At 47.6% G+C, this 23,898-nt stretch carries 17 protein-coding genes; 3 read left to right on the top strand and 14 right to left on the bottom strand.

Annotated features, from left to right (window positions below; genetic code table 11):
• Window positions 1-2 precede the first annotated feature (2 nt).
• The 5 genes from H8K36_RS06905 to H8K36_RS06925 all read right to left on the bottom strand — a co-directional run bounded on the left by H8K36_RS06905 (window position 3) and on the right by H8K36_RS06925 (window position 6,664).
• Complete coding sequence (locus H8K36_RS06905; RefSeq protein WP_186914457.1) at window positions 3-1,271, bottom strand: efflux RND transporter periplasmic adaptor subunit; 1,269 nt, start codon at window positions 1,269-1,271, stop codon at window positions 3-5.
• A 201-nt stretch (window positions 1,272-1,472) separates the two neighbouring features.
• Entirely contained in the window at window positions 1,473-3,317 is a 1,845-nt protein-coding gene (locus H8K36_RS06910; protein WP_186914456.1) for a DUF4214 domain-containing protein, read from the bottom strand.
• A 130-nt stretch (window positions 3,318-3,447) separates the two neighbouring features.
• Window positions 3,448-4,728, bottom strand: a complete 1,281-nt coding sequence (locus tag H8K36_RS06915) for an alginate O-acetyltransferase AlgX-related protein (RefSeq protein ID WP_186914455.1) — start codon at window positions 4,726-4,728, stop codon at window positions 3,448-3,450.
• 9 nt (window positions 4,729-4,737) lie between these two features.
• Window positions 4,738-6,186 carry an MBOAT family O-acyltransferase gene (locus tag H8K36_RS06920; RefSeq protein ID WP_186914454.1) on the bottom strand — a complete coding sequence of 483 codons (1,449 nt, stop codon included), beginning with the start codon at window positions 6,184-6,186 and terminating at the stop codon, window positions 4,738-4,740.
• A gap of 28 nt (window positions 6,187-6,214) precedes the next feature.
• Window positions 6,215-6,664 carry an Lrp/AsnC family transcriptional regulator gene (locus H8K36_RS06925; RefSeq protein WP_186914453.1) on the bottom strand — a complete coding sequence of 150 codons (450 nt, stop codon included), beginning with the start codon at window positions 6,662-6,664 and terminating at the stop codon, window positions 6,215-6,217.
• A 131-nt stretch (window positions 6,665-6,795) separates the two neighbouring features.
• On the opposite strand from H8K36_RS06925, the gene lysA reads away from it, so the two are divergent.
• Together lysA and H8K36_RS06935 are read left to right on the top strand one after the other, a co-directional pair.
• A complete protein-coding gene (gene lysA / locus H8K36_RS06930; RefSeq protein ID WP_186914452.1) occupies window positions 6,796-8,037 on the top strand; it encodes a diaminopimelate decarboxylase in 1,242 nt (413 codons plus the stop codon).
• A gap of 215 nt (window positions 8,038-8,252) precedes the next feature.
• On the top strand, window positions 8,253-10,955 hold the full coding sequence (locus H8K36_RS06935) for an ATP-binding protein (RefSeq protein WP_186914451.1): 2,703 nt from the start codon (window positions 8,253-8,255) through the stop codon (window positions 10,953-10,955).
• Here H8K36_RS06935 and H8K36_RS06940 read toward each other — a convergent pair.
• Window positions 10,952-11,707, bottom strand: coding sequence for a phytanoyl-CoA dioxygenase family protein (locus tag H8K36_RS06940; protein WP_186914450.1), 756 nt, complete (start codon window positions 11,705-11,707; stop codon window positions 10,952-10,954). The two genes, H8K36_RS06935 and H8K36_RS06940, sit on opposite strands and share 4 nt — an antisense overlap.
• A gap of 197 nt (window positions 11,708-11,904) precedes the next feature.
• Here H8K36_RS06940 and H8K36_RS06945 point away from each other — a divergent pair, with 197 nt between their 5' ends.
• Window positions 11,905-12,549 carry a YcbK family protein gene (locus tag H8K36_RS06945; RefSeq protein ID WP_186914449.1) on the top strand — a complete coding sequence of 215 codons (645 nt, stop codon included), beginning with the start codon at window positions 11,905-11,907 and terminating at the stop codon, window positions 12,547-12,549.
• Between the two features lie 23 nt (window positions 12,550-12,572).
• On the opposite strand, the gene H8K36_RS06950 is transcribed toward H8K36_RS06945, so the two are convergent.
• The 8 genes from H8K36_RS06950 to rpoC all read right to left on the bottom strand — a co-directional run bounded on the left by H8K36_RS06950 (window position 12,573) and on the right by rpoC (window position 23,863).
• Window positions 12,573-12,848 (bottom strand): hypothetical protein, encoded by a 276-nt coding sequence (locus tag H8K36_RS06950; RefSeq protein WP_186914448.1) that lies wholly within the window; start codon window positions 12,846-12,848, stop codon window positions 12,573-12,575.
• Between the two features lie 188 nt (window positions 12,849-13,036).
• On the bottom strand, window positions 13,037-14,839 hold the full coding sequence (locus tag H8K36_RS06955; protein WP_186914447.1) for a DUF885 domain-containing protein: 1,803 nt from the start codon (window positions 14,837-14,839) through the stop codon (window positions 13,037-13,039).
• Window positions 14,840-14,869: 30 nt separating this feature from the next.
• Window positions 14,870-16,243, bottom strand: a complete 1,374-nt coding sequence (locus H8K36_RS06960; RefSeq protein WP_186914446.1) for a formimidoylglutamate deiminase — start codon at window positions 16,241-16,243, stop codon at window positions 14,870-14,872.
• Entirely contained in the window at window positions 16,240-17,070 is an 831-nt protein-coding gene (gene hutG / locus H8K36_RS06965; protein WP_186914445.1) for an N-formylglutamate deformylase, read from the bottom strand. The genes H8K36_RS06960 and hutG overlap by 4 nt, the downstream gene beginning before the upstream one ends.
• A 78-nt stretch (window positions 17,071-17,148) precedes the next feature.
• Window positions 17,149-17,829 carry a hypothetical protein gene (locus tag H8K36_RS06970; RefSeq protein WP_186914444.1) on the bottom strand — a complete coding sequence of 227 codons (681 nt, stop codon included), beginning with the start codon at window positions 17,827-17,829 and terminating at the stop codon, window positions 17,149-17,151.
• 18 nt (window positions 17,830-17,847) lie between these two features.
• Window positions 17,848-18,666 (bottom strand): type III pantothenate kinase, encoded by an 819-nt coding sequence (locus tag H8K36_RS06975; protein ID WP_186914443.1) that lies wholly within the window; start codon window positions 18,664-18,666, stop codon window positions 17,848-17,850.
• Window positions 18,667-18,697: 31 nt separating this feature from the next.
• Complete coding sequence (locus H8K36_RS06980) at window positions 18,698-19,495, bottom strand: biotin--[acetyl-CoA-carboxylase] ligase (RefSeq protein WP_186914442.1); 798 nt, start codon at window positions 19,493-19,495, stop codon at window positions 18,698-18,700.
• Window positions 19,496-19,630: 135 nt separating this feature from the next.
• Complete coding sequence (gene rpoC, locus H8K36_RS06985; RefSeq protein ID WP_186914441.1) at window positions 19,631-23,863, bottom strand: DNA-directed RNA polymerase subunit beta'; 4,233 nt, start codon at window positions 23,861-23,863, stop codon at window positions 19,631-19,633.
• Window positions 23,864-23,898: the final 35 nt, after the last annotated feature.

Raw genomic sequence — 23,898 nt, forward strand, 5'->3', positions numbered from 1 at the left:
TATTAATTGTTGAGCGAAATTTTTTCCGCATTTTCAAATTGGTCAGTGCCTGCAACAACGATCTTGTCGCCCTCTTTCAAGCCTTCAATAATTTCTACTGACGAAATACTAGTTGCCCCGAGTTTGTATGGTCGACGCACCGCAATATTGTTTTCTACTACGTAGACAAAACGTCCGCCTTCACTCTCGACGAAAGGACCACGTGCGACCATCAATACATTCGGACGCTCTTCGATCAAGAGTCGTGCCGAAACACGTTGACTCTGACGCAAACCCGCTGGCTGCGCGCCGTCAAAGCGCACGCGTGCTAAGACTTGGTTCTTCACCACTTCAGGTGAAATCGCAGATAGTTTGCCTTTCGTGATGTTGCCGTTAATACTAATTTCGGCGGTCATGCCGATGCCGAGATCGGCAGCAAAAGATTCAGGCACTTCCAATTCCACTTCAAGCTGTGAGAGATCGACCAAGGTCATCAAGGCCGTATTCGCGGCCACCACACTACGGTTGGCGACCGACAAAGTACCGACCATGCCATCGACAGGCGCCTTGAGTTTCAATTCATCGACTTTACGTTTCGCGTCATCACGTACTAGACGCTGTTGCTCGAGTTGCGCAACCTTGGTCTTTAGATTGAGGTCGACATCTTCGCCTTCTAATTGGGTTGCCGCAGCCGCGTGCTTGGCACGAATTTCCGCGGTCTTTAAAGCATCTTGTGCTTTGGCGTAGTCGATCTTGGAGATGACGCCTGAAGGGCCAGCTTGTTCGAAACGTTCAAACGTTCTTGCAGCAGTAATGCGTTCGATTTCGGCTTGATCAGCATCGCGTTGCGCAATCAATTTTTGTTTGCGAGCAAGGATGCGTTGGCGAGAGACTTCCGCTTCGAGCTGATCGTAATTGGCTTGCTCACGCTTAAGCAAATTGGTGAGGTCGGGCGACTCAAGCTCAGCCACGATGTCGCCCTTCTTGACCATGTCACCGGCCTTGACTTTCAAAGTGACTGTACTCGGCGCAGTGGAATATAAGGTGGGACTGATCGCCGCCACCATACGGCCATTGACCGCGACATCACGCACCAAATTGCCACGTGCCACTGCGGCGATCTTGATGCGGGCGCTATTGATAGATTTGCTGCTATTGCTAAAACCACGCACTAAAACAAAGCTCGTGGCAACTAAGGCGATACCGACGACGACGCCGATGATGAGCTTCTTACGCTGCCATACTGGCGCTTGAGCAATGACTTGGTCTTGACCTGAAGTGTCTCGAATCATGATGCTTCCTGATGATATTACAACGAATAGCATCTATTTAGCAGGAAGCGTGCCAGTGCAATAGCACGATTTCAACCCATTGATTTTAATGGGTTTTATCAATAAATCGAAGGATAAACGGAAGAACTAGGGATGTCCGCCTATGCGGGCGGACAAGCACCGGACATCGAACTCAAACGAATGCCCTCCCGATGTAGACTATTACAATATGAAACCAGGATCACTCACGCCGATTAATCCAATGGCGACAGTCGTATCGGAAGGCGTAACGGCTGCTGCAATCGCGACGCCACGTTGATAATTTTCTTCTGGCGTGAAATAACTAATCCCCTGCTGAATCGCAAAATAATTCGCCACCGTATATTTATTGTCGAGCAAATTTGCGACCCAACCGTATGTGGCATCATTCTTAAAACCGTGAGCCGCATTTAAAATCGTATTGATCAGTGTACCTCTAGTCTCGGCGCCCGAGCTTCCCTCAGGTTTGCTTAACGCGGTGCTCCAGTAATCAAGCCCTCCCTGATCAACCTCATTTCGTCCCAATACATTCTTATAGATAGTTCGAATAAAGTCGATATTCGACATACTTGAGCTGTAGCCTGTCAATGCGCTGAAAGTTGGACTGATCGCTGCTGCGTAAAAAGATTTACCAATCGTTTCAATGCTAGCCCCACTCTTATATTGTTTGAGCCAGTAATTCATGCCTTCGGAATCAGGAATACGATTGAAGTAAGCCACGTAAAGCTCAGCGATATTCTTGACTGCTGTTGCACCTACAGATCGCGCTGTATCACCTATACTCAGATCAACACGCATATCTCTAAAGTCATAACGTTCAACACTGATAGTGACGTCACGGTCTGTTGTAGATGACTTGTTTCTGATCGACATGTCTAAGCTATTACCTACGCTAAGCCCAGTCATAGAGTAATCATTCCGCTTACCCGAGAAAACTGCGGTATCGATTCCTAGGCCACCATCGATGATATCAGCGCCTAAACCACCTTCAATCCGATTATCGAGTTGGTTACCAATTATGGTGTCATCGAACCGAGAACCAGTGACATTTTCAATCAAGGTGTTGTAGTCGATCGAAACATTCTTGACCGCCGGCCCGGAGGAAGTCGATCCGCTAGAAGCCCAATAGTCTCCGAACCAGCCAATCGACGAATCGGCCCCCGGCACCAGGCTAATAGTCGCTCCTTCTTGACGTAGAACGGCACCGGTCTTAACGTCGATGGAAGTCACCTTGCCCTGAGTCAAACCCGATAGGTCAATTGTGTCGATTCCTGCGGTATCGTTAATCAATAACAGTTTATTTCCATCGGAATCGCTGAAACGATACACATCGTCGGCCGTGTGAAAAGCACGCCCACCGTACAAGAATCGTAACGCCAGCATATCGTACTTACCAAAAAACACCCGCTCCTGACCTTGTGCAACTTCGACATAGGACATGATCGTATTGCGAGCATTATCCTCAGAGCTTGCCAGCAAATTTTCAACCACCGGAGTCGAAGTTTCTCCCGCATTGTAATTACCTGGATGCTTCAGGCCCAAGGTATGGCCAATTTCATGCACGAGCGTTGACCAACTAAAACTACCGGGCACAAGGTTATTCATCGCCATAGAACTATCGGCGTTGATATACAAATCACCCGCGGTGTCTGAGAATCCAGGTTGATATGCATAACCCGCGCTTGTTTTCCCTTGTGAGTTATTGCCGAAGCGAAGCTGACCAAAATTAGTCGCCGTATCACCCACCTCAATAAAATCAATCCCAATTTGCTGCGAAATTAACTCCAGAATTTCGCGTGTAACAGTCTTTTGGGTCTCATTGAATGGCTGGAAACCAGTTTGGTCTTCAGCATCAGCGTAACTCGGTGAAACGCTCATAAAACTGAAAGTGACTTTGGTCGGTGTACCCACCTTATCCCTGACATTCCAACGTGCAGATAAAGAATCTAACAAAACATCGACTCGATAGTCACCGCTGTAAGGAAAGGGAATGACGGTTTCTTTTTGTTCGGGGATGGTAGTAGGCATAAAATCGACCAATGCAATGAAATCAACACAAAATCTAAACGTTTAACATCTTACTCTTGGGGCGATCAGCAGCGCAACCTTGCTGATGAACCATTCCATGACGAACTTCAAAGCGAATTAATTTGCTCTACTAATGTATGTAAGTGTCTAAGTTGTGCTTTTGATTCAGTTGCACAACACTTGACGGATGTATGGTGCGCAAGACAGGCGGTAACTCCAAGGGGCAATACTTCAACTGTTGGCTAAAACAACTCAGTGCAAAGTCATGGAAAAGATAGAGGGTTTGCGTTGGTGCAAATTTCTCAAAGCTTTCTTTCAATTCTTGTTTTTGCCCAGCATTGAGAGCGCCGGCATTGTTACTCGAAACATGCCAGACCTCGTCGAAATATGGAGCGAAGTAAGGAGCGACACCATGTCCAAACGAATCCGTGATCAACAGCAATCGTTGACCTTGAACGCTCGAAGCTTGACGTCGCTGAATGCGCGTCACGTCACCCAAGACTGCTGCGTGCGCAAGCTCGGTGAAACAAGTTGGCCCTTCGCAATAGGTAAATGAACTCGCCTTCCAATCTGGTTGTTGCAAACTTTGCTTGAGATTAACGCCGGGCATGAAACGTTGCATATCGGATTCACTCAACTCCGTCACAAACGGTAAGGCCGCATTCGCTTTCTTACCCCACACTTGTTCAGCAATGATTTCGGCAAAGCTTTGTGCGCCCTTACCTTGCCAATGAAAATCATGGAGGGGATAAAGTTGTTGCTGTGCCTTGGCTGCGGTCATTTCTGTAAGTGGGTATACGACACGAGTCTTAATATCTTGCTGCTGAAGCTTACCCATCACTCGTAATAAAGTCGGTTGATAACGCCCACACTCTTGTTGCCACCATGCAGGTAGATATTCACCATATAGCGCAGGTTTGCTCGGTACAAAAGCGATCGTCGTTGATGGGTTTTGACTCTTCGAAAATTGCTCAAACGAGCTAATTTGATGAGCAAGTTCTTCGATTTGCTGCTCACTGATATTCTTACCGCAAATGAATTCCAACATGCGTAAGGGATGATTGGCTTCGTGTGCATTAAAGAACAGATATCCGTCTTTCCCTACCGTGATTTGCGGCGAGACCGCTTCTTTCAATAGCGCATAACGCCAGCCCTGGTTCCATTGCACCAAGGTTTGTCGTAATCCAAAATGATCATCTAAATAGCGATCGAAACGCGTAGTAAATTGAATCCAGTCTTTCTGACTTTTCGGTTTACCTGGGTATTCCGCCAGCGTACGATTTTCCAGGGCACTATCGTTCTTCTCCAGCCTCAGACTGTGCACCAATAAAGGTAAAGCAATCAGGATGAAGCACAATGAGATAAAGGCGATGCGTAAAATTTTTCTCGAGGCGGGTAGATTGTTGTTCATGCCCTCACCTCAGAAACGGAAATAAATAAAAGGGTTGTAAGCGCCACTGGCAAGACTCACTCCGCAAAATATTAATAAACAGAGCAACCATGCGCGATCAATTACCGATGCTGTCATCGCAAAACGTCGCTGCGCAATTTGATTTAGTTTTTTTGACGCGCCACTAGCAAAGATGGCGGCACAGACCAGAGCGAGAATTACCGTGTTTGAACAATAGGCCATCACTGACAACGCGGTCACTTTAACCAAGGGGTCGACAATTCCAAACATCGCCTGAATCACATTTGCGGCTTGCGTAAAATCATCGGCGCGAAAGATAACCCAGGCTAACGTCACTACCAATAGCGTATAAACATGCTGAATCAGCCGAGTTTGTCTTGCTAACACCTTTCCTAACCACAAACGCTCAAGGACCAAAAAGCTGCCATGCAACATGCCCCACACTACGAAGGTCCAGTTTGCGCCGTGCCACAAACCACATAGGAAGAACACCAAGAAAAGATTCAATAAAGTACGACTCAAGCCGTGACGATTGCCGCCGAGCGGGATGTAAACATAGTCGCGAAACCAGCGAGATAAACTCATATGCCAGCGACGCCAAAATTCAGTGACTGAGCGCGCGACATAAGGCAAATTGAAATTGCGCGGGAAACTAAATCCGCAAATCAAACCCAAACCGATTGCCATGAGCGAATAACCAGCAAAATCAAAGTAAATTTGTAAGCTATAACAAAGTGCACCTAACCAAGCGATTGAGCTCGATAGCGATTCTTTTGGCAAAGAAAAAATCTTATCAGCAACAACTGCCACCGTATTGGCGATCAGTATTTTCTGTGCCAGTCCTAAGCAAAAAAATCGTGTGCCTACTTCGACTCGCCACCAACTCCAGCGTCGATGATGCAGTTGGCGCGCAACCGTGGAGAAGCGTACGATTGGCCCTGCCACCAACTGCGGAAACATAATGATGTAGGTGAACAGTGCAGTAAAACTTCGTTCCGCTTTGGTCTTTTGACGATACACATCAACTAAATACGAAATCGCGTGGAAGGTGAAGAATGAGATCCCTAACGGCAATGCAATCGCTTCACCTGCTTTTGGCGTTTCGACGCCCAATATCCAATGCTGCAGGCTATGCCAATTACTCAAGGCAAAATTAGAGTACTTGTAGTAGAGCAGCGCCCCTAAATTGAAGAGGATGGCAATGGTAAAAGGCAGGCGAGCCGTATGGGGCGAGCTAAGCGCTGATTGTGATCGCGTTTGAGCATGCCCTATCCACAAACCAAATCCGTAATTGACCGTGATGCAGATTAATAACAAGGGGAGGTTTTGCGGCTCGCCCCAGCTGTAAAAAATCAAACTGGCGATCAATAAAACCGCATTGCGCCATGGCAGTACGCCATACAGCACCAAAAAAATGGGCAGAAAATAGAACAAAAAACTAACGCTACTAAAGACCATGAAGGCGTTTCCCGAAGTTTTTTTAGTTTTATTCGTGATGTGGAATCGCAATCGATTTGCCTGAGACATGCGTCGTCAAAACAATCGCGGTCGATGTTGAACCGAAGGCATTGAGCTCATTGATAATGCGTTGCAAATGCTCGACGTCAGTAGCCAACACCCGCATGACCGCTCCGTCTTCACCGGTCACGGTGTAGCAATCAACGATCTCAGGGCAGGTAGCAACGTACTGCGCATATGGCCGCCCTTGTTGAGTAGAAACTCGTATCATCGCGGTGATATCGTAGCCTAAGGCTTTAGGATTGATGTCTGCCTTATAGCCTCGAATAATCTGATTACTCTCTAAGCGCTTTATACGCTCAGACACAGCGGGCTGACTCAAATGCACTTGACGACCAATTTCAGCATGCGACATGCGCGCATCTTCTTGCAATAATTGCAGTATTTTTTGGTCGTATTGGTCTAGTTTTTGATTCATAAGCGAAGCCTTAGTTTTTCCAGAGAATTCAAAGCTAAATTGGACTTTTACCATTTGATTCACATGGCATAAGCGCATTGTACGCGTTACAGTAGCATCTTCCAATATCCCTATATAAAGCCTGTTTGACTATGAAGACCGCTATTTCGCCTGCACAAATTCAACAAATCGCTGAAAAGCACGGCACACCGTGTTGGGCGTATGACGCACAAATGATTCGTCGACAGATCCAGCAACTCAAGCAGTTTGACGTGATTCGGTTTGCACAAAAGTCCTGCAGCAATATTCACATTTTGCGTTTAATGCGTGAACAAGGCGTATTGGTCGACTCAGTTTCGCTCGGTGAGGTAGAACGCGCTCTAGTCGCTGGCTATCAACCACAAGAAGCAGCGGAACATGCCCCCATCGTTTTCACAGCTGATCTGCTAGATCGAGCTGCACTCAAACGCGTGGTTGAACTCAATATCCCGGTCAATTGCGGCTCGCCACAAATGTTAGAGCAATTGGGACAAGCTCACCCAGGCCATCCGGTGTGGATACGCATCAACCCAGGCTTTGGCCATGGTCATAGCCGTAAAACGAATACCGGTGGCGAACAAAGCAAACATGGCATCTGGTTTGAAGAGTTACAACAGGCCTATGCGCTGATTCAGCAATATGGCTTACAGCTGATTGGCTTGCATATGCATATTGGCTCCGGAGTTGATTATGACCATTTGCAAAGCGTATGCGATGCGATGTTAGAACAGGTTAAATTGTGTCCGCTTGATCTACAAGCGATCTCGATTGGTGGCGGCTTATCGATCCCTTATCAATCAGATGAACCGATCGTTGATACTGCGCACTACTTCAGTATCTGGCAACAAGCGCGCGAAAAGATCGAAAAGCATTTGGGTCATCGCATCAGTATGGAAATTGAACCAGGACGCTTCTTGATCGCGGAAGCAGGAATTTTAATTTCGGAACTGCGCGCACAAAAACGCGTAGGTAGTAATTTCTTTGCATTTGTCGACGCAGGTTTTAACGACTTAGTACGACCATCGATGTACGGTAGTTACCATAAGATCACCGCCCATCTGGCCGACGGCTCATTACGTGCGGGCCCAACTCGCCCCACTGTTGTGGCTGGCCCCTTATGCGAGTCAGGCGATGTTTTCACTCAGGAAGAAGGCGGCGTCGTAACCCATCAAGACCTTCCAGCATGCGAGGTTGGTGACTATCTGGTATTCCATGATGCTGGTGCCTATGGTGCAAGCATGTCATCGAACTACAACTCCCGCCCTTTAATTCCTGAAGTCTTAATCGATGGCCAAGCATCGGCATTGATACGTCGACGCCAAACGATACAAGAGTTAATAGCATTAGAACAATGATGTAGCGCCAGTTTTCTCCATTGGACTCGGACACTTTGGGAACGAGGTCTGGGTCTAATGGAGGAGCAAACCACACTTTCCGTTAAATAATGTTGCCTCACTGGAACTCTGGGGCGCGCTATGTTATCGTGCCTAATACCATCGCAGCCTAAATCAGCGCGATCGACACCAGAAGAGCCAGCAAACTGACTGGCTGCCGTTTTTAGGGAGACCCTATGAGCGCTTCAGACGGACCGACTGCCAACATCATTGCACGTATCCGACACATCGGACGGCGTCGCCCTCGTCTGGCTATTCGCTTTTTCCACCACCTAGAGCAAACAGCCTCGTCTGAAAAAAATACTGCCTTACAAATCGATTTATTGCTCGAACGCTATAGTATCCAAGAGCGTCTCGGTGAAACGAATGCACTCATCGATGAGCTTAATAACGCGAGCTTTCTCGCCGATGCCTGTGACCTGATCGAACATGCGGGAAAAATAATGGTCGCCCTTGGGCGTATCAATTTTGGTCTAGGGCAGTATCGTGATGCAGCCAATTTCTGGTTAAGGGCGATTGATCTGTGCGGCTTCACCAGAGACTTAGAGTCTATGGTCGAAGCCAGGATAGGGCTTGGTCAGATCTACGATACCATGGGTGATTACGAGTCAGGTGCTCGTTTTGTACGTGACGCTGGAGTTCTATTAAAGCAGATCGACAATCCCTATTTGAACGCCAAGCAAACAATTAACCTAGCAATCAATTATTTGCATGACGGTAAGCCACAACAAGCTGCACCAATTTTGATTGAGGCACAACGCGAAGCTCTCCGCGCCAAAGCCGACGAATACTATGCTGAAACGCTGTGGTACTTAGGGGTAATTGAATTCGACAAAAACAATTTTTCCGAAGCAAAAAATCTCACTGAACAAGCGCTGATCGCAGCGAAAAAATGTGGTTATAAATGGTTGTTCGGGGCCGTCAACGATACTCTGGCCAAGATCGCTTTAAAGCAAGGGGAAGTCAAGAGCGCAATTGCGATCTATCAAGACGCCTTATTGTCAGCGAAAGAAATGGCTTCTCTACCACAAATCGCCAACTTCTACGATGCACTCTCTCGTCTCTATGAATCACAACATGAATATCAAGCTGCACTCAATTTCTCGCGCCTACATCAAGAAACAGCTAAACAACTCAATCAATTATCCTCAGGCGATGGCTTTCAAGATTTACGCAATTACGATATTTCGCGTAAAGCACCACCAGAACTGCTACTCGAGTTAGAAGCGAATCCTGCGCTCGATCATTGCGGATTTAATGAAGCTTTACGTATCATTGCCAGCAAAGCGCTCGAGATTCTACGCGTCGAATACATTTGTATTTGGTTACGCGATGAACACAGTAACCATTTGATCTGTCATACCATTCATGGACCCAGCCCACTACCATTTGAGCAGGGTTGCGCTATGAATTTCGATCACTATGCCACGTATTTTCAAGAACTCTCCAACACTCGCAACCCCTTCGTCGTGCATGATGTACGCTTGCATCCTGCGGCCAAAGATTTTATCGAAGCAGCCAATCGCATCGGTTTAAAGTCAATACTCGATATGCCTATGAAGAAGGATCAGGGTCAAGTCGGCGTGTTGAGCTTGGGTCAATGTCATCGTCAACGCAATTGGAGTCGTGAAGATATTCTATACGCCAGCCATATTGGCAGCTTAATCGTCCATGCCCTGACGACCGCGCGCTTTATCGATGACCAAAAATTGCTCGAACAAAAAGTCGAAGAGCGCACCCAAGAGGTCATGGAGAAATCAAAGTATCTTGAAAAAGCCTACAGCGATCTACTCTCCAAAGATAAAGCGCTGCAAGATCATGCCTTACATAACCAAACCATCCTCGACAATCTCGCCGACGGTGTGATCACCATAGATACACACGGAACCATTCGCTCATTTAATCTGGCCGCGATTCGAATTTTTGGATACAGCTTAAATGAGGTCATCGGTGAGAACGTCAAGATGTTAATGCCCGAGCCCGATCAAAGTCGACATGATTCATACCTGAGCCATTACCATACAACAGGTGAGGCGCGAGTGATTGGTGTAGGAAGGGAATTGCAAGGTCGCCGCAAAAATGGCAACGTCTTTCCAATGGAATTGGCGATTACCAAGAGCTACGAACGCGACGAAGTCATCTACGTGGGTATTACGCGTGACATTACCGAACGACGTCGACTCGACAAACTTAAATCTGAATTCATTTCTACCGTCAGTCACGAATTGCGCACCCCCCTCACTTCGATACAAGGCTCTTTGAGTTTGCTGGAGAATGGCGTTGCCGCAAAACTTCCAGAACCAGCCCTAAAACTAATTACGCTAGCCTCACGCAATAGCCAACGTCTCATCGTACTAATTAATGATTTACTCGATATCGAAAAACTAGCCGCTGGCAAAATGGCACTCAACTTGAGCAGTATTGATCTAGTGACTTTGGTTAAACAATCGATACGAGACAATGGCGGCTACGGTTTGAAATACGAAGTCCAATACGTACTTGGCGAACATCCAGAAAAGCAACTGATCAACGCTGACAGCGTACGCCTCGCGCAAGTGCTGGCCAATCTTCTATCTAATGCAGCGAAATTTTCTGCTCAATCAAATCAAGTCGATATCCGCATCCTCGATTCCGAAAACCAAGTCTGCGTCGAAATTGAAGACCACGGACACGGTATTCCAGAGGATTTTCAAGGGGAGATCTTTAACTCATTTGCGCAAGCGAATAATGGCGACACGCGCCAACAAGGGGGCACTGGGCTAGGCTTAAAGATCAGTAAATCACTGATTGAAGCAATGCATGGCAGCATCGGTTTTCGAACCACAGTTGGGAGTGGTACCGTTTTCTGGTTCAAACTATCAAAAGCAGTGGCTGACTAAACGAGTTTTACCTCAGGACGACTCGCTGAGCGACTATCAACCACCGGTGGATTATCTTCGCCACGATAAGTGAATACCAATGAAAACTTGGTTTCCTGAGTTTGATTACATCCAGCTGCGTGGAAAAGATTACTTGAAAAGAGCAAGACATCCCCTTGATTCAAAGGCACGGTCTTCGCTTGCGCGAGTAAAGTCTGGTTTTGCGCTAAATCTGCACGTAAAAACTGGGCACTATCGAGCTGCTCTGCTTGCACTTGCCACAGGTGAGAGCCAGGCAAAACTAATAAACATCCATTTTCAACACGCTCATTGCGTAAAGCGAGCCACACACTAATCAACTCCGGCCGTTGAAAATGCCAATAACGACTATCACGATGCCACCCAGTCAGACTTGAAAAACGCGCCTGCTTTGTCATGATGCAGTTATGGTGAGCCTGAGATAGCAAAACATTTTGCTGGAGCAGTTGCTGTAATGTCTGAGCAAAGACCATTTGGGTCGCCCACTCTGCCAGAGTTTCAGAACGCGCATAAGCCTGCAATAATCGACGAGCCGTGCGTCCTCCCTCTGCATCACGAGACTCAGGCGCACCAGGATACCGCGTATCGGCTTCGTACTCGATCGGGCCGCGCTCGGCATCGAGCTCCCCCTGTGCAAAAGCAATCAGGTCTTCACAATACTGCGCCTGCGCAAGAGCAGGCAAAACCACATAACCTTGCGTTTGGAACTGGGAAATCTGGGCTGGACTCAGCATAAAAAAATCCGGAAAACAGTTAAGCTCTTCATTTGGTGTAAATGATTTTGATTCGAGGTTCAAGAACTGGCATTATAGGATGAACTGCGCCCAAAGATTAGATCGGCGTCAGTACATAGACAGTTCATATTCATCTTCCCTATTTCTCAACATAGCCGTTACAATTTACCGTATCTAGTTTGCGAAAGATTTTTACGATGACGAACCGCCGCCAATTCCTCAAAGGCTCTTTGCTATTGACCGCCAGTGGCTTATTCCTCGGTACGCGTAGTCCATCAGTTTTTGCCCAGCAAACCGACGACAAGGCAAGCAAACTCAAACCGCCCCCAGACTTATTCGATGCTCAAGCGTTAGACATGGACTTTTGGCTAAAGCCCCGCACACTCGATTTAGTGCGCCCGGCAAGTGGCGAACATCTCAAGGTTTTGTATTGGAAAGATGGCGAGGTCATTGATTCCGCTTACCAACAATGCTGCGATATCTTGCGCGATGTGAATGGCAAAAAAACCGCTCCTATTGACCCGAAATTATTGGAAACATTGTGGGCAACTCAAGCCTTCATTGCACAATTCGGCATGACCAAACCTTTGGAAATTTTGTCTGGCTATCGCACACCGGAGTCCAATCAACGACTACGTGAGGAAGGTATCCCAGCCGCTCGCAAATCATTACATATGGATGGTAAAGCGGCGGATATCCGTATCGCCCATTTACACGAAGAAGTGCTGGGAGAGTTGGTGCAGAGCTTTAGACAGGGTGGTGTTGGTTTCTACTTCCGGGCCAGCCGACAAGGCGGCTGGATCCATACCGACACTGGTCTAAAGCGAAGCTGGCAGGGTTAATCTGATTGACTGACGTACATGGCTTAGCGCTTTTTGCGACTGCGGTCGGCTGATTCACGCAAAATCGTGAAGTTCCAGTCGTGCTCATTGGTCTTGCCATCATAAACAGTAGTGATGCGGAACATGTCGGGCTCAGCCTTTAGACGCTGCCCTGTTGCTGGAACTTTGATTTCCAAATCATTTCTGTCATACACATCCAACTCAACCACTGCACCATCAATTGCCGCTGGTGACAAAAGCGAAGCGATTGTTTTAGGCGTAAATTCCAACATGTAAACCGGCATCGCGAAGGCACTCATGGTGTCACTCCTTGTGAGGGTTAGAGCCACTGGGAACTCTGATTCTACTCGCGCTTGTTGGAATATGGCAATTATTTTAGCACTATTAAAAAAACGACAAGGGCGACAAAACCACAGTTGGTTTGCCGCCCTTTGATTTTGGCATTTTGAGTGGATTTAGATCAGCTCATCCAGCCCACACATAGAATTTACTGCTGTGCTTTGACCCAAGCTTTGATTCGAATTTCTAAAACATCTAAGGGTAAAGCGCCAGCGCCCAACACTTCATCATGGAAGCCTTTCAGACTGAACTTTGTGCCCAAAGTTTTACTGGCGTATTCGCGCAATTCCAGGATCTTCAACTGACCCATTTTGTAGCCCAAGGCTTGACCTGGCCATACAATATAGCGATCAGTTTCGCTTTGGATTTCAACTTCTTCGATACCCGAATGATTACGGAAGAAATCAACCACTTGCTGACGATTCCATTTTTTATAGTGCAAACCTGTATCGACGACTAAGCGAATCGCCCGCAACATCTCATCCTGCAAGTGACCGTAGTAACTATATGGGTCTTGGAAGAATCCAAGCTCTTCGCCTAGGCGCTCTGAATACAAAGCCCAACCTTCAACATAGGCATTGTTTCCGCCTTGACGACGATATGTAGGCAGACCTTCTAATTCCTGTGCAATTGAAATTTGCATGTGATGTCCAGGTACACCTTCATGTAAAGCGGTGCTTTCGATCGACAAAGTCATTCGATTTTGGAAGTCGCCCGTATTCACCATCACATGTCCAGGGCGCGAACCATCAGGCGCTCCTTCATTGTACGAGGCACCTGCAGCTTCTTTCTCACGGAATTCTTCCACCTGCATAATTTTCACTTTCGCCTTTGGCAGGCGACCGAACAGCTCAGGAATCTTTGTGTACATTTGATCGGTGTACTTGGTATACAGATCAATAATTTCTTGGCGAGATTTTGGATGTACGTCCGGATTTTTCTCTAAAGAGGCATTGAAGGATTTCAAATCAGCGAATCCCAATTTCTTCGCGGTCTCTAACATCTGTCCTTCAATGCGCGCAACTTCACGCAATCCGATTTGATGAATTTCCTCCGCAGACTTGTTCGTGGTCGTTTGGGTTTTCACTTGATATTTATAACGTTCCGCACCGTTTGGCAAAGACCATAAGCCGACATCTGCACGACCATGTGGCGCATAGTCTTTACGTACGAACTCAGCAAAATTTTTATACGCCGGAATAACTTTTCCGTTCACCGCGGCAGTCACTGCAGCCTTTAGACGTTGTTTGTCGGCCTCAGAAAAATCTGCTGGGAACTGGCTCACCGGCTTCATAAACGGTGAGTCATTCAAATTCATCGCCACCAAATCATCACATTGACGGGCAATCTTTGGCAATAAGAATTGCGGCGGCATGATCTTATCTTTGACGCCCTTCCGCATTTGAACGATGGTCTGCGCGAAAAGAGTCGGCAATTTATTTAAGCGCGCGATATAGTCTTCATAGTCTTTGACGCTATTAAAGCTGAGCATAGTCACTAGCTCAGGTGTGTCGAGATGTAAGCCTGCATTCTGCAGCACCGGCATTTGCCAGTTTTTAAATTTCTCAGCTTCGATTTCATCTTTGAGCTGACGCACCATCAAATCTTTGTTCAATTGTTGTTGAACATCGAAACCCTTGGTATCGATGGCCAGCAATCGTTTTAAGAACTCGCGATTTTTCTTATGCGAAGCATCGATAGCCGCTTGTGAGAAATCATGGAGTTGATCGTTATAGCGTTTATCGCCCAACATCGATGCATACTCAGGATTCGTACGCAAGCCATATTCCCACTGATCATTGAGGAGCGTATCGAGCGCTTTCAAGCGTGCTTCAAGCGAACCTGCTGCACTTGCCGTTTTTGCCTCAGCTGCGAAACTCAATGGTGCATTCGCAGCTGATAAAACGCCTAAGCTGATGAGCAGAGCTGCTTGGCCTATATTTTTCTTCATGGTTTCCCCTTGTTATTGTTACTTCTGTTGTTAAGACAAACTGCGCAACTCGCGCATGCAGCGTTTAAAGTTCTTGCTAATACGATCTTGATGCACATGCCGACCTTGTTGCACAACTGCCTCGCCTGATACATAGACATCGCGGATTACATTATCGTTCCCGGAGAAAATGAAACTACTCAAAAGCAAATCGGATGGCAGATCTTGTAAATTTGGATGCTCATCGTCGAGCACTAAAAAATCTGCACGGTAACCGGCTTGCAAACCACCTACTGCGCGAGCCGCTGCCTGCGCGCCACCTTGCAAGCAAGCATTCCATAAAAAATCGGCGACATGGCGTTGTCCTTTCACACTCGCGACATTGCGTTTCTGTGAGCGCAGACGCTGTCCATATTCCAACCATCGAATCTCTTCGACGGCACTTTGCGAGACATGGCTGTCGCTACCGATACCAAAGACACCGCCCGCTTCGATAAATTCAGGTAACTCAAAGAAGCCATCACCGAGGTTGCCTTCGGTGGTGGTACATATTCCGGCAACTGCGCCTTGCTTGGCAATGCCCTGCACTTCTTGTGAAGTTAAATGAGTCGCATGGACTAGACACCAGCGTTGATCGACTTCTTGCGTATTTAGAAGTAATTCAACCGGACGCTGCCCTGTTGCAGAGAGTGAAGCCTCTACTTCACGCATTTGTTCGGCAATGTGAATATGAATCGGTCTTTGCTTTGGCAAGGCCTTCACCAATTCTTGAATTTGTTTGACATTAGCTGCACGCAAGGAATGCGGTGCGACGCCAATTTCGACCTTGGCACTTCGGTATTTCTCCAAGTCAGAAATCAAGCCCAAGATCTCATCGACATTGGTACTAAAACGGCGTTGATCATGACGCAAGGGCTGATCTTTAAAATCAGCAAAACTATACAGCACGGGCAACATCGAAATGCCCATGCCCACCTCCTGCGCAGCAGCGATGACACGTTCCGCCATCTCCGCTCGATTACCATAAAAACTACCATCAGGCGCACGATGCAGATAATGAAATTCACACACTGAGGTGTAACCATAGCGCAAGCACTCAGAATACAATTGCGCTGCGATCGCTTGCATTTGTTCCGGTGTGATTGCTAAGGCAAAGCGATACATCAAATCTCGCCAAGTCCAAAAACTATCGGGACCTTCGCCTGCAAGCTCTGTCATACCAGCCATCGCCCGCTGAAACGCATGCGAATGCAAATTGGTCATACCCGGCAACACATAGCTTTCGACGCGCTCCCCTGTTTGCAATTGGGCTCCCGTTTCGATCTGCGTCAACGCACCGCCATCATCCCAGGACAAACGTACATTGCTAGCCCAACCGTTCGGCAGCAAAGCATGACGAGCAAACATCGTACACTTGGCACTCATGAAGACGCTCCTTGCATGCTGTTCGCATTTTGCTGCGCCCATGTCACACAGGTCTGTAGCATTTCACGAAGCAGTGGTTGCACCTGTGCAGCAAGATCTTCACGATAGGCAAATGGTGCTGTCTCATTCATATACACACATTGACTCATTTCCAATTGAACCGCATGAACTCGACCTTGAGGTTGTCCGTAATGGCGAGTGATATGCCCGCCTTTGAAGCGACCGTTAAAGACATGGGAATAGGCAGTAGCGTTACTAGATTGCTGGAGACAATGTGCAAGTGCGTCTTGCAATCCACGATCACAAGATTTCTGGTCGGCCGTGCCCAAATTCAAATCGGGCAGACGTCCTTCGAAAAAGCGTGGAACTTGCGAAGCGATAGAATGCGCATCCCATAGCACAGCAATGCCATGAACATCGAGCAGACGTTGCAATTCCGACTGCAGTTGTTGGTGATAGGGAAGCCAGTATTGGGCGATTCGGCGTTGCACTTCGTACGCATCGGGATTTTGACCAGCGGGGTACAAAGCCTCTTTGGCGAAAGTATCGATAGGGCATAGTCCCGTAGTATCCTGACCAGGGTAGAGATTAACGTCATCGCACGGGCGATTCAGATCAATGACATAGCGGGAATACTCAGCATGAATTCGAGAAGCGCCCATATCATCCAGCATATTGTAGAGCGACGGTAAATGCCAATCAGTATCGGCTTTGACCTGCGCCACTGGATTGAGTTGAAGAGAAACTTCTTGTGGGATTGCGGTGCCAACATGGGGCATCGACACGAGTAAGGGAATACTCCCCTGTTTGAAATGAAATGCAGACATACGATCTCTTACAAAGTAGCAGCTACGGTCGTCTTTCTCACTGTCACCGTAGGCTACGGCAGCGATGCGACCGCGAGCTTATTCAGTTTTAGGTTTACATTCGTGGGCGTCAACACCGGTGAACTGTTCGCGAATTTGGTCGACTTGCTTTCTCTCTTCGGCACTAATCTCGAGCAATTGGTACATCAACTTGGAAGCACTAACAGGCCGTGGAGCGATCTTCGCTTCCTTGATACCTTTTTTCGCGAGATTGGCAACATGGGTTTTAGCTGCTTCCAAGGTTTTGAACACACCCAAAGAAACACCCCACTTCAGTGCGGATCCATCTTGAATCACATAGGCATCGCTAACACCCATTTTCTTGATTGCAGCCGCTTTTTTATCGGCAGCGTCTTTGTCACCTTGTGATGGTAAGTACACCATGTTCGATGCAGTTTCCGATATCTCCTCGCGCACTTGGCGTTTTCCAAGCGCCAAATGCTTCATACGTTCTTCGAAGTTTTTTCCATCGGCCAATGTAAAGTTACCAATCTCTAAACAAGCAATGGGCGGTTCCACTTTCTTGGCAGAAGCTTCAATCACATCTTGCGCAGCGGAGGCTGTCATCAACTTCAGACGATCAGTGTTTTTCTCCGCTTTCATACGATGTGGCTCATGTTTTTCTAGCGACATATCACCAAAACGATCAAATATACCCAAGATAAAACTGAGCAAGAGTCCATTAATGATCAGCAGGATCCAAAAGAAAAATCGCAACATGGTATTTGTATGTCTTTCCTATAAGTCGGCAGAAAATTGGGGCAACTGGCGGTCCTGCGCTACCACGGCTAATCCAGTCAACACCAAATTGTCGATCACATGCGCTTGCCGCGTTTGCTTAACATGTTGCCATTGCGGTAGCATGTACGGAACTGCGCCGCCCGACAACACCAATTCAACTGGCAATGAGGATTGCTGCTCGAGAACCTCAATCGCACATTGTATCGCTCCCAGCTGCGCATGGATACAGCCACTCATGATTGCTTGCTGTGTATTGTCAGCAAACAATGAATCGAGGCTCATTTCACTCGCGATCTGTGGCAGTTGTGCAGTATTTTGGGCGAGTGAGACAGCCATCGTTTGCAAGCCCGGCAAAATCATACCGCCCACAAACCCTTTGCCGGGAATAATCGCATCCACCGTGGTCGCGGTGCCGCAGGTCGCGACCACTAGGGCTGTATCAGGAAAAAAGTGATGTGCTGCAATCGCCGATGCAAATCGATCACTGCCGAGCTGCTGCGGATTGCGATAGTGATTTTTTAAACCTGCGATTTGCGTGTCGGCGCGAAAACGAGTCAACACAATCCCAGGAAAAACTGTCTCAACCGCTTGTTGCAATGCTTGTTGTAGAGAGTCTCCCGCCACATTCGAGATCAAAACCTCATCAGCAGGAAGATCGCGCCATTGCAGAACCAATTCCGCAAGTTGCGTATGATCGACAGAGCCGTGCGCAAGCCAAGACATTGGTATGCCGAGTGCGCCAGATTGAAATACGGCCCACTTGACCCTTGTGTTTCCAGCGTCAATCAAAAGGCTATGTTGGACCGAAGAACTCATTCGCAATTATCGGAGAAGCAAAACCCTCATTCTACGCCAAGGGGCGTAAGGAAACATCCCCCGCATGAATCGCAATCAGCTTTCCATCGACAAGCAGTTGCAAACGTCCCATCGCATCGACACCAGAAGCTTGCCCTTGATGCAAGATTTCAGACTGTTCCATGATGCGTACGAATTGGCCAGCGTAAGCATGTAGTTGATTCCAACGTTCGACAAACACCTCAAAACCATACTCATCAAACACTTGCATAGCCCGCCCAATGGCATGCGCTAACTGCGCCAATAATTGATTTCTATCCATCTGCGCCAGCCAAGTAGAATCTGCTACAGCTTGCCCAATTTCTTGCTCAAGTTCAGCAGGAACTTGAAGATTGAGTCCAAGCCCAATCACAACCCAAGTACCGCCCTCGGGAGCGGCTGCCGATTCCACCAAAATACCAGCCAGCTTTCTCCCTTCTTTCAAGATATCGTTGGGCCACTTCAAATGCACTTGTACGCCGATGTGACGCAAACACTCAGCGACCGCCACGCCCACCACCAAAGGCACCGCACTCAAACTATGTGCCGGTTTGGCGAAATGCCAGGCCAATGAAAAGGTCAACACACCACCTGGCGTTGAGAGCCAAGTGCGTCCTGCTCGTCCGCGACCAGCCGTTTGATTTTCAGCGACGCGCAGGGTTGCTTGACGAAGCTGTGGAGTGCGTTGCATCAGATCAAGATTAGTCGACCCCGTTTCGGCCACGACTTCCACTGCTAACTCAAGTTGCCGCGCCTGTTGCTGATTTAGTTGCGCCAAGAAGGCGTTAATGACAGAAGCATTAAACAGCATAGCTTTCCTATTTCAATTCATCGGTGCCGAAGTAGAACACATAAAAAAACACCGTAAGTTTTAAGGCTTACGGTGTTTTTCATTCAATGACACAGTTCAAGAGAAGCCTGAGCTAGTTGAACTGCTGCAGAGGTCTTAGGCTTCGCCTGGAGCTTCTGCATCTGTCGTTGTTACTTCTGCTGCTGGAGTAAAGATTTCCTTCTCTGCCGCTAACAAGGCTGCGCGTTCGTCCGCTTCCCAAGATTCTTTCATCTTGCGAGCACGGTGATATGCGAGACCTGTACCAGCTGGAATCAAACGACCAACGATGACGTTTTCTTTCAAGCCGCGCAGAGTATCTTTCTTGCCCATGATCGCTGCCTCTGTGAGAACACGTGTGGTCTCTTGGAAGGAAGCGGCAGAGATGAAAGAATCTGTCGACAAGGAAGCTTTGGTAATACCCAACAAGATATTTTCATACGTTGCTGGAATACCGCCTGCTTTCGTTACGCGATCGTTTTCGTCCAACAACTCAGAACGTTCAACTTGTTCGCCCATGATGTAGTTAGCATCACCTGGATTTACAACAACAACGCGACGCAACATTTGACGCACGATAACTTCAATGTGCTTGTCATTGATCTTAACGCCTTGCAAACGATAAACGTCTTGAACTTCATCAACGATGTAGCGAGCCAAAGCTTCGATACCCAACAAACGCAAGATGTCTTGTGGATCGGCTGGGCCGTCAACAATCATTTCACCTTTGTTCACCACTTGGCCGTCATGCACCAAGACTTGCTTGTCTTTGGTGATCAAGAACTCATGCTTCTCACCGTCCATGTCGGTGATTTCCAAGCGTTGTTTACCTTTGGTTTCTTTACCAAACGCGACTGTACCAGTCACTTCCGCCAACATACCAGCGTCTTTTGGTGAACGTGCTTCGAACAACTCAGCAACGCGTGGGAGACCACCGGTAATATCACGTGTTTTTTGCGATTCAGTTGGGATACGCGCCAACACTTCACCGACGTGAACTTGTTGACCATCTTTCACCGTAATCAACGCACCGACTTGGAAACCAATCGTTACTGCGTGTTCTGTACCAGAGATTTTCACCTCTTCGCCAGCGTCGTTCAACAATTTAACTTGTGGACGCAAGCTCTTACCTGCAGCAGAACCACGACGTTTCGCATCGATTACCACCAAGGTAGACAAGCCAGTGACATCGTCAACTTGCTTAGCTACTGTCACGCCTTCTTCGACGTTTTCAAACTTAACCTGACCTGTGTACTCAGTAATGATCGGACGTGTCAATGGATCCCATGTCGCCAAATCTGTACCAGCTTTGATCGTCATGCCGTCTTTCACGATCAATGTCGCACCGTAAGGTACTTTATGACGTTCACGTTCACGACCATGATCATCCGTGATCAAGACTTCACCAGAACGGGAAATCACGATTTGATCGCCTTTACCGTTGGTCACATAACGCATCGTTGCTGTGAAACGAATCGTACCGTTGGATTTCGCTTCAACAGAAGAAGCGATCGCTGCACGAGAAGCCGCACCACCGATGTGGAAGGTACGCATCGTCAACTGTGTACCTGGTTCACCGATAGACTGCGCAGCGATAACACCGACAGATTCACCAGCATTAACCAAGTTACCACGACCCAAATCACGACCGTAACACATTGCACACAAACCGTAGCGTGTGTCACATGTCAATGGTGTACGAACTTTAACTTCATCGATACCCAAGGATTCGATTTCTTCAACCATGAATTCGTCGAGCAAAGTACCTGCTTCGAACAGAGTCGCTTGCGTTTCTGGATTGATGATGTCGTTCGCTGCAACACGACCCAAGATCAAGTCACGCAAAGGCACGTTAACTTCACCGCCTTCAACGATCGCTTTCATGGAAGCGCCATTCGCTGTACCGCAATCGTCTTCGATAACGACCAAGTCTTGCGTAACGTCGACCAAACGACGTGTCAAGTAACCGGAGTTCGCTGTCTTCAACGCCGTATCTGCCAGACCTTTACGTGCACCGTGAGTGGAAATAAAGTACTGCAAAACGTTCAGACCTTCGCGGAAGTTCGCGGTAATCGGCGTTTCAATAATGGAGCCGTCTGGTTTCGCCATCAGACCACGCATACCTGCCAACTGACGAATCTGTGCAGCTGAACCACGCGCACCGGAGTCAGCCATCATGTAAATCGCGTTGAACGATTCTTGCGTACCTTGTGTACCGTCACGACGTGTGACTGGTTCAACTTTCAGTTGTTCCATCATCGCCTTGCCGACTTCGTCACCTGTTTTACCCCAGATGTCGACCACTTTATTGTAGCGTTCGCCTGCAGTGACCAAACCAGAAGCATATTGCTGTTCGATTTGTTTCACTTCATGCTCTGCTGTTGCCAACAAAGTGACTTTTTGTGGTGGTACCAACATATCGTCGATACAGATAGAAATACCAGCACGAGTCGCCAAACGGAAACCAGATTGCATCAATTGATCAGCAAATACGACCGTCGCGCGCAAGCCGCACTTACGGAACGAAGTATCGATCAATTTGGAGATTTCTTTTTTCTTCAACGGACGATTCAAGACTGAGAATGGCAAGCCTTTTGGCAAGATTTCAGACAAGATCGCACGGCCAACTGTAGTTTCGTAACGTTTGATCGTTTTTACGAACTCGCCAGTCGTTTTATCTTTTGGATATTCAGTAATACGAACTGTGATACGTGTTGTCAGTTCGACTTCCTTGTTGTCCCAAGCGCGAATCGCTTCGGAAACATCAGGGAACAACATACCTTCGCCCTTACCGTTGATCTTCTCACGCGTTGCGTAGTACAGACCCAAAACGATATCTTGAGAAGGAACAATAGATGGTTCACCGTTAGATGGGAACAAAATATTGTTAGAAGCGAGCATCAATGTGCGTGCTTCCATTTGTGCTTCGATAGACAAAGGAACGTGAACCGCCATTTGGTCACCGTCGAAGTCGGCATTGAAAGCCGCGCAGACGAGTGGGTGCAATTGGATCGCTTTACCTTCAATCAATACTGGCTCAAACGCTTGAATACCAAGACGGTGCAAGGTTGGCGCACGGTTCAACATGATTGGATGTTCGCGGATCACTTCTTCCAAGATATCCCAAACCACTGGCTCTTGAATTTCAACGAGTTTTTTCGCTGCTTTGATCGTCGTTGCCAAGCCCATCAATTCCAATTTATTGAAAATGAATGGTTTGAACAATTCCAAGGCCATCAACTTTGGCAAACCGCATTGATGCAATTTCAGTTGTGGACCGACCACGATAACGGAACGACCAGAGTAGTCGACGCGTTTACCCAACAAGTTTTGACGGAAACGACCGCCCTTACCTTTGATCATTTCTGCCAAAGATTTCAAAGGACGCTTGTTTGCACCAGTCATTGCTTTACCGCGACGACCATTGTCCAACAAGGAGTCGACCGCTTCTTGCAACATACGCTTTTCATTACGCGTAATGATTTCCGGAGCGCGCAATTCCATCAAGCGCTTCAAACGGTTATTACGGTTAATGACGCGACGATACAAATCGTTCAAATCGGAAGTCGCGAAACGACCGCCATCCAAAGGTACCAATGGACGCAATTCTGGCGGCAATACTGGCAACACTTCCATGATCATCCAGTCTGGCTTGATACCAGAACGTTGGAAGGCTTCCAATACTTTCAAACGCTTAGAGTATTTCTTGATCTTCGCTTCGGATTTAGATTCTTTGAGTTCTGTACGCAAAGTTTCTGCATCACGATCGATATCGATAGAGCGCAACAACTCACGGATACCTTCTGCACCCATGAACGCTGTGAATTCATCACCGTACTCTTCGTATTTCGCGGCGTAATCATCTTCAGACATGATTTGGCATTTTTTTAGCGGTGTCATGCCTGGATCAGTCACAACGTATGCTTCAAAATACAAGACGCGTTCGATATCGCGCAAAGTCATGTCGAGCACCATACCCAAACGGGATGGCAAGGATTTCAAGAACCAGATATGTGCTGTTGGGGAAGCCAACTCGATATGGCCCATGCGTTCACGACGCACTTTGGCCAAAGTCACTTCAACGCCGCACTTTTCGCAGATCACACCGCGATGCTTCAAACGCTTGTACTTACCGCACAAGCATTCGTAATCTTTAATTGGGCCAAAAATCTTCGCGCAGAACAAACCATCACGTTCTGGCTTGAACGTACGGTAGTTAATTGTTTCTGGCTTTTTTACTTCGCCATAGGACCATGAACGGATTTTTTCTGGAGACGCGAGACCAATTTTGATCGCGTCGAATTGTTCATTGGGCTGAACTTGCTTGAATAGATCGAGCAGGGCTTTCATGTATTGCACTCCAGTGAAGTGTTGAATCGCTTTAG

Origin of the sequence: Affinundibacterium nitidum (genome assembly GCF_014284155.1) — a bacterium.
Taxonomy (GTDB): domain Bacteria; phylum Pseudomonadota; class Gammaproteobacteria; order Burkholderiales; family Burkholderiaceae_D; genus Undibacterium; species Undibacterium nitidum.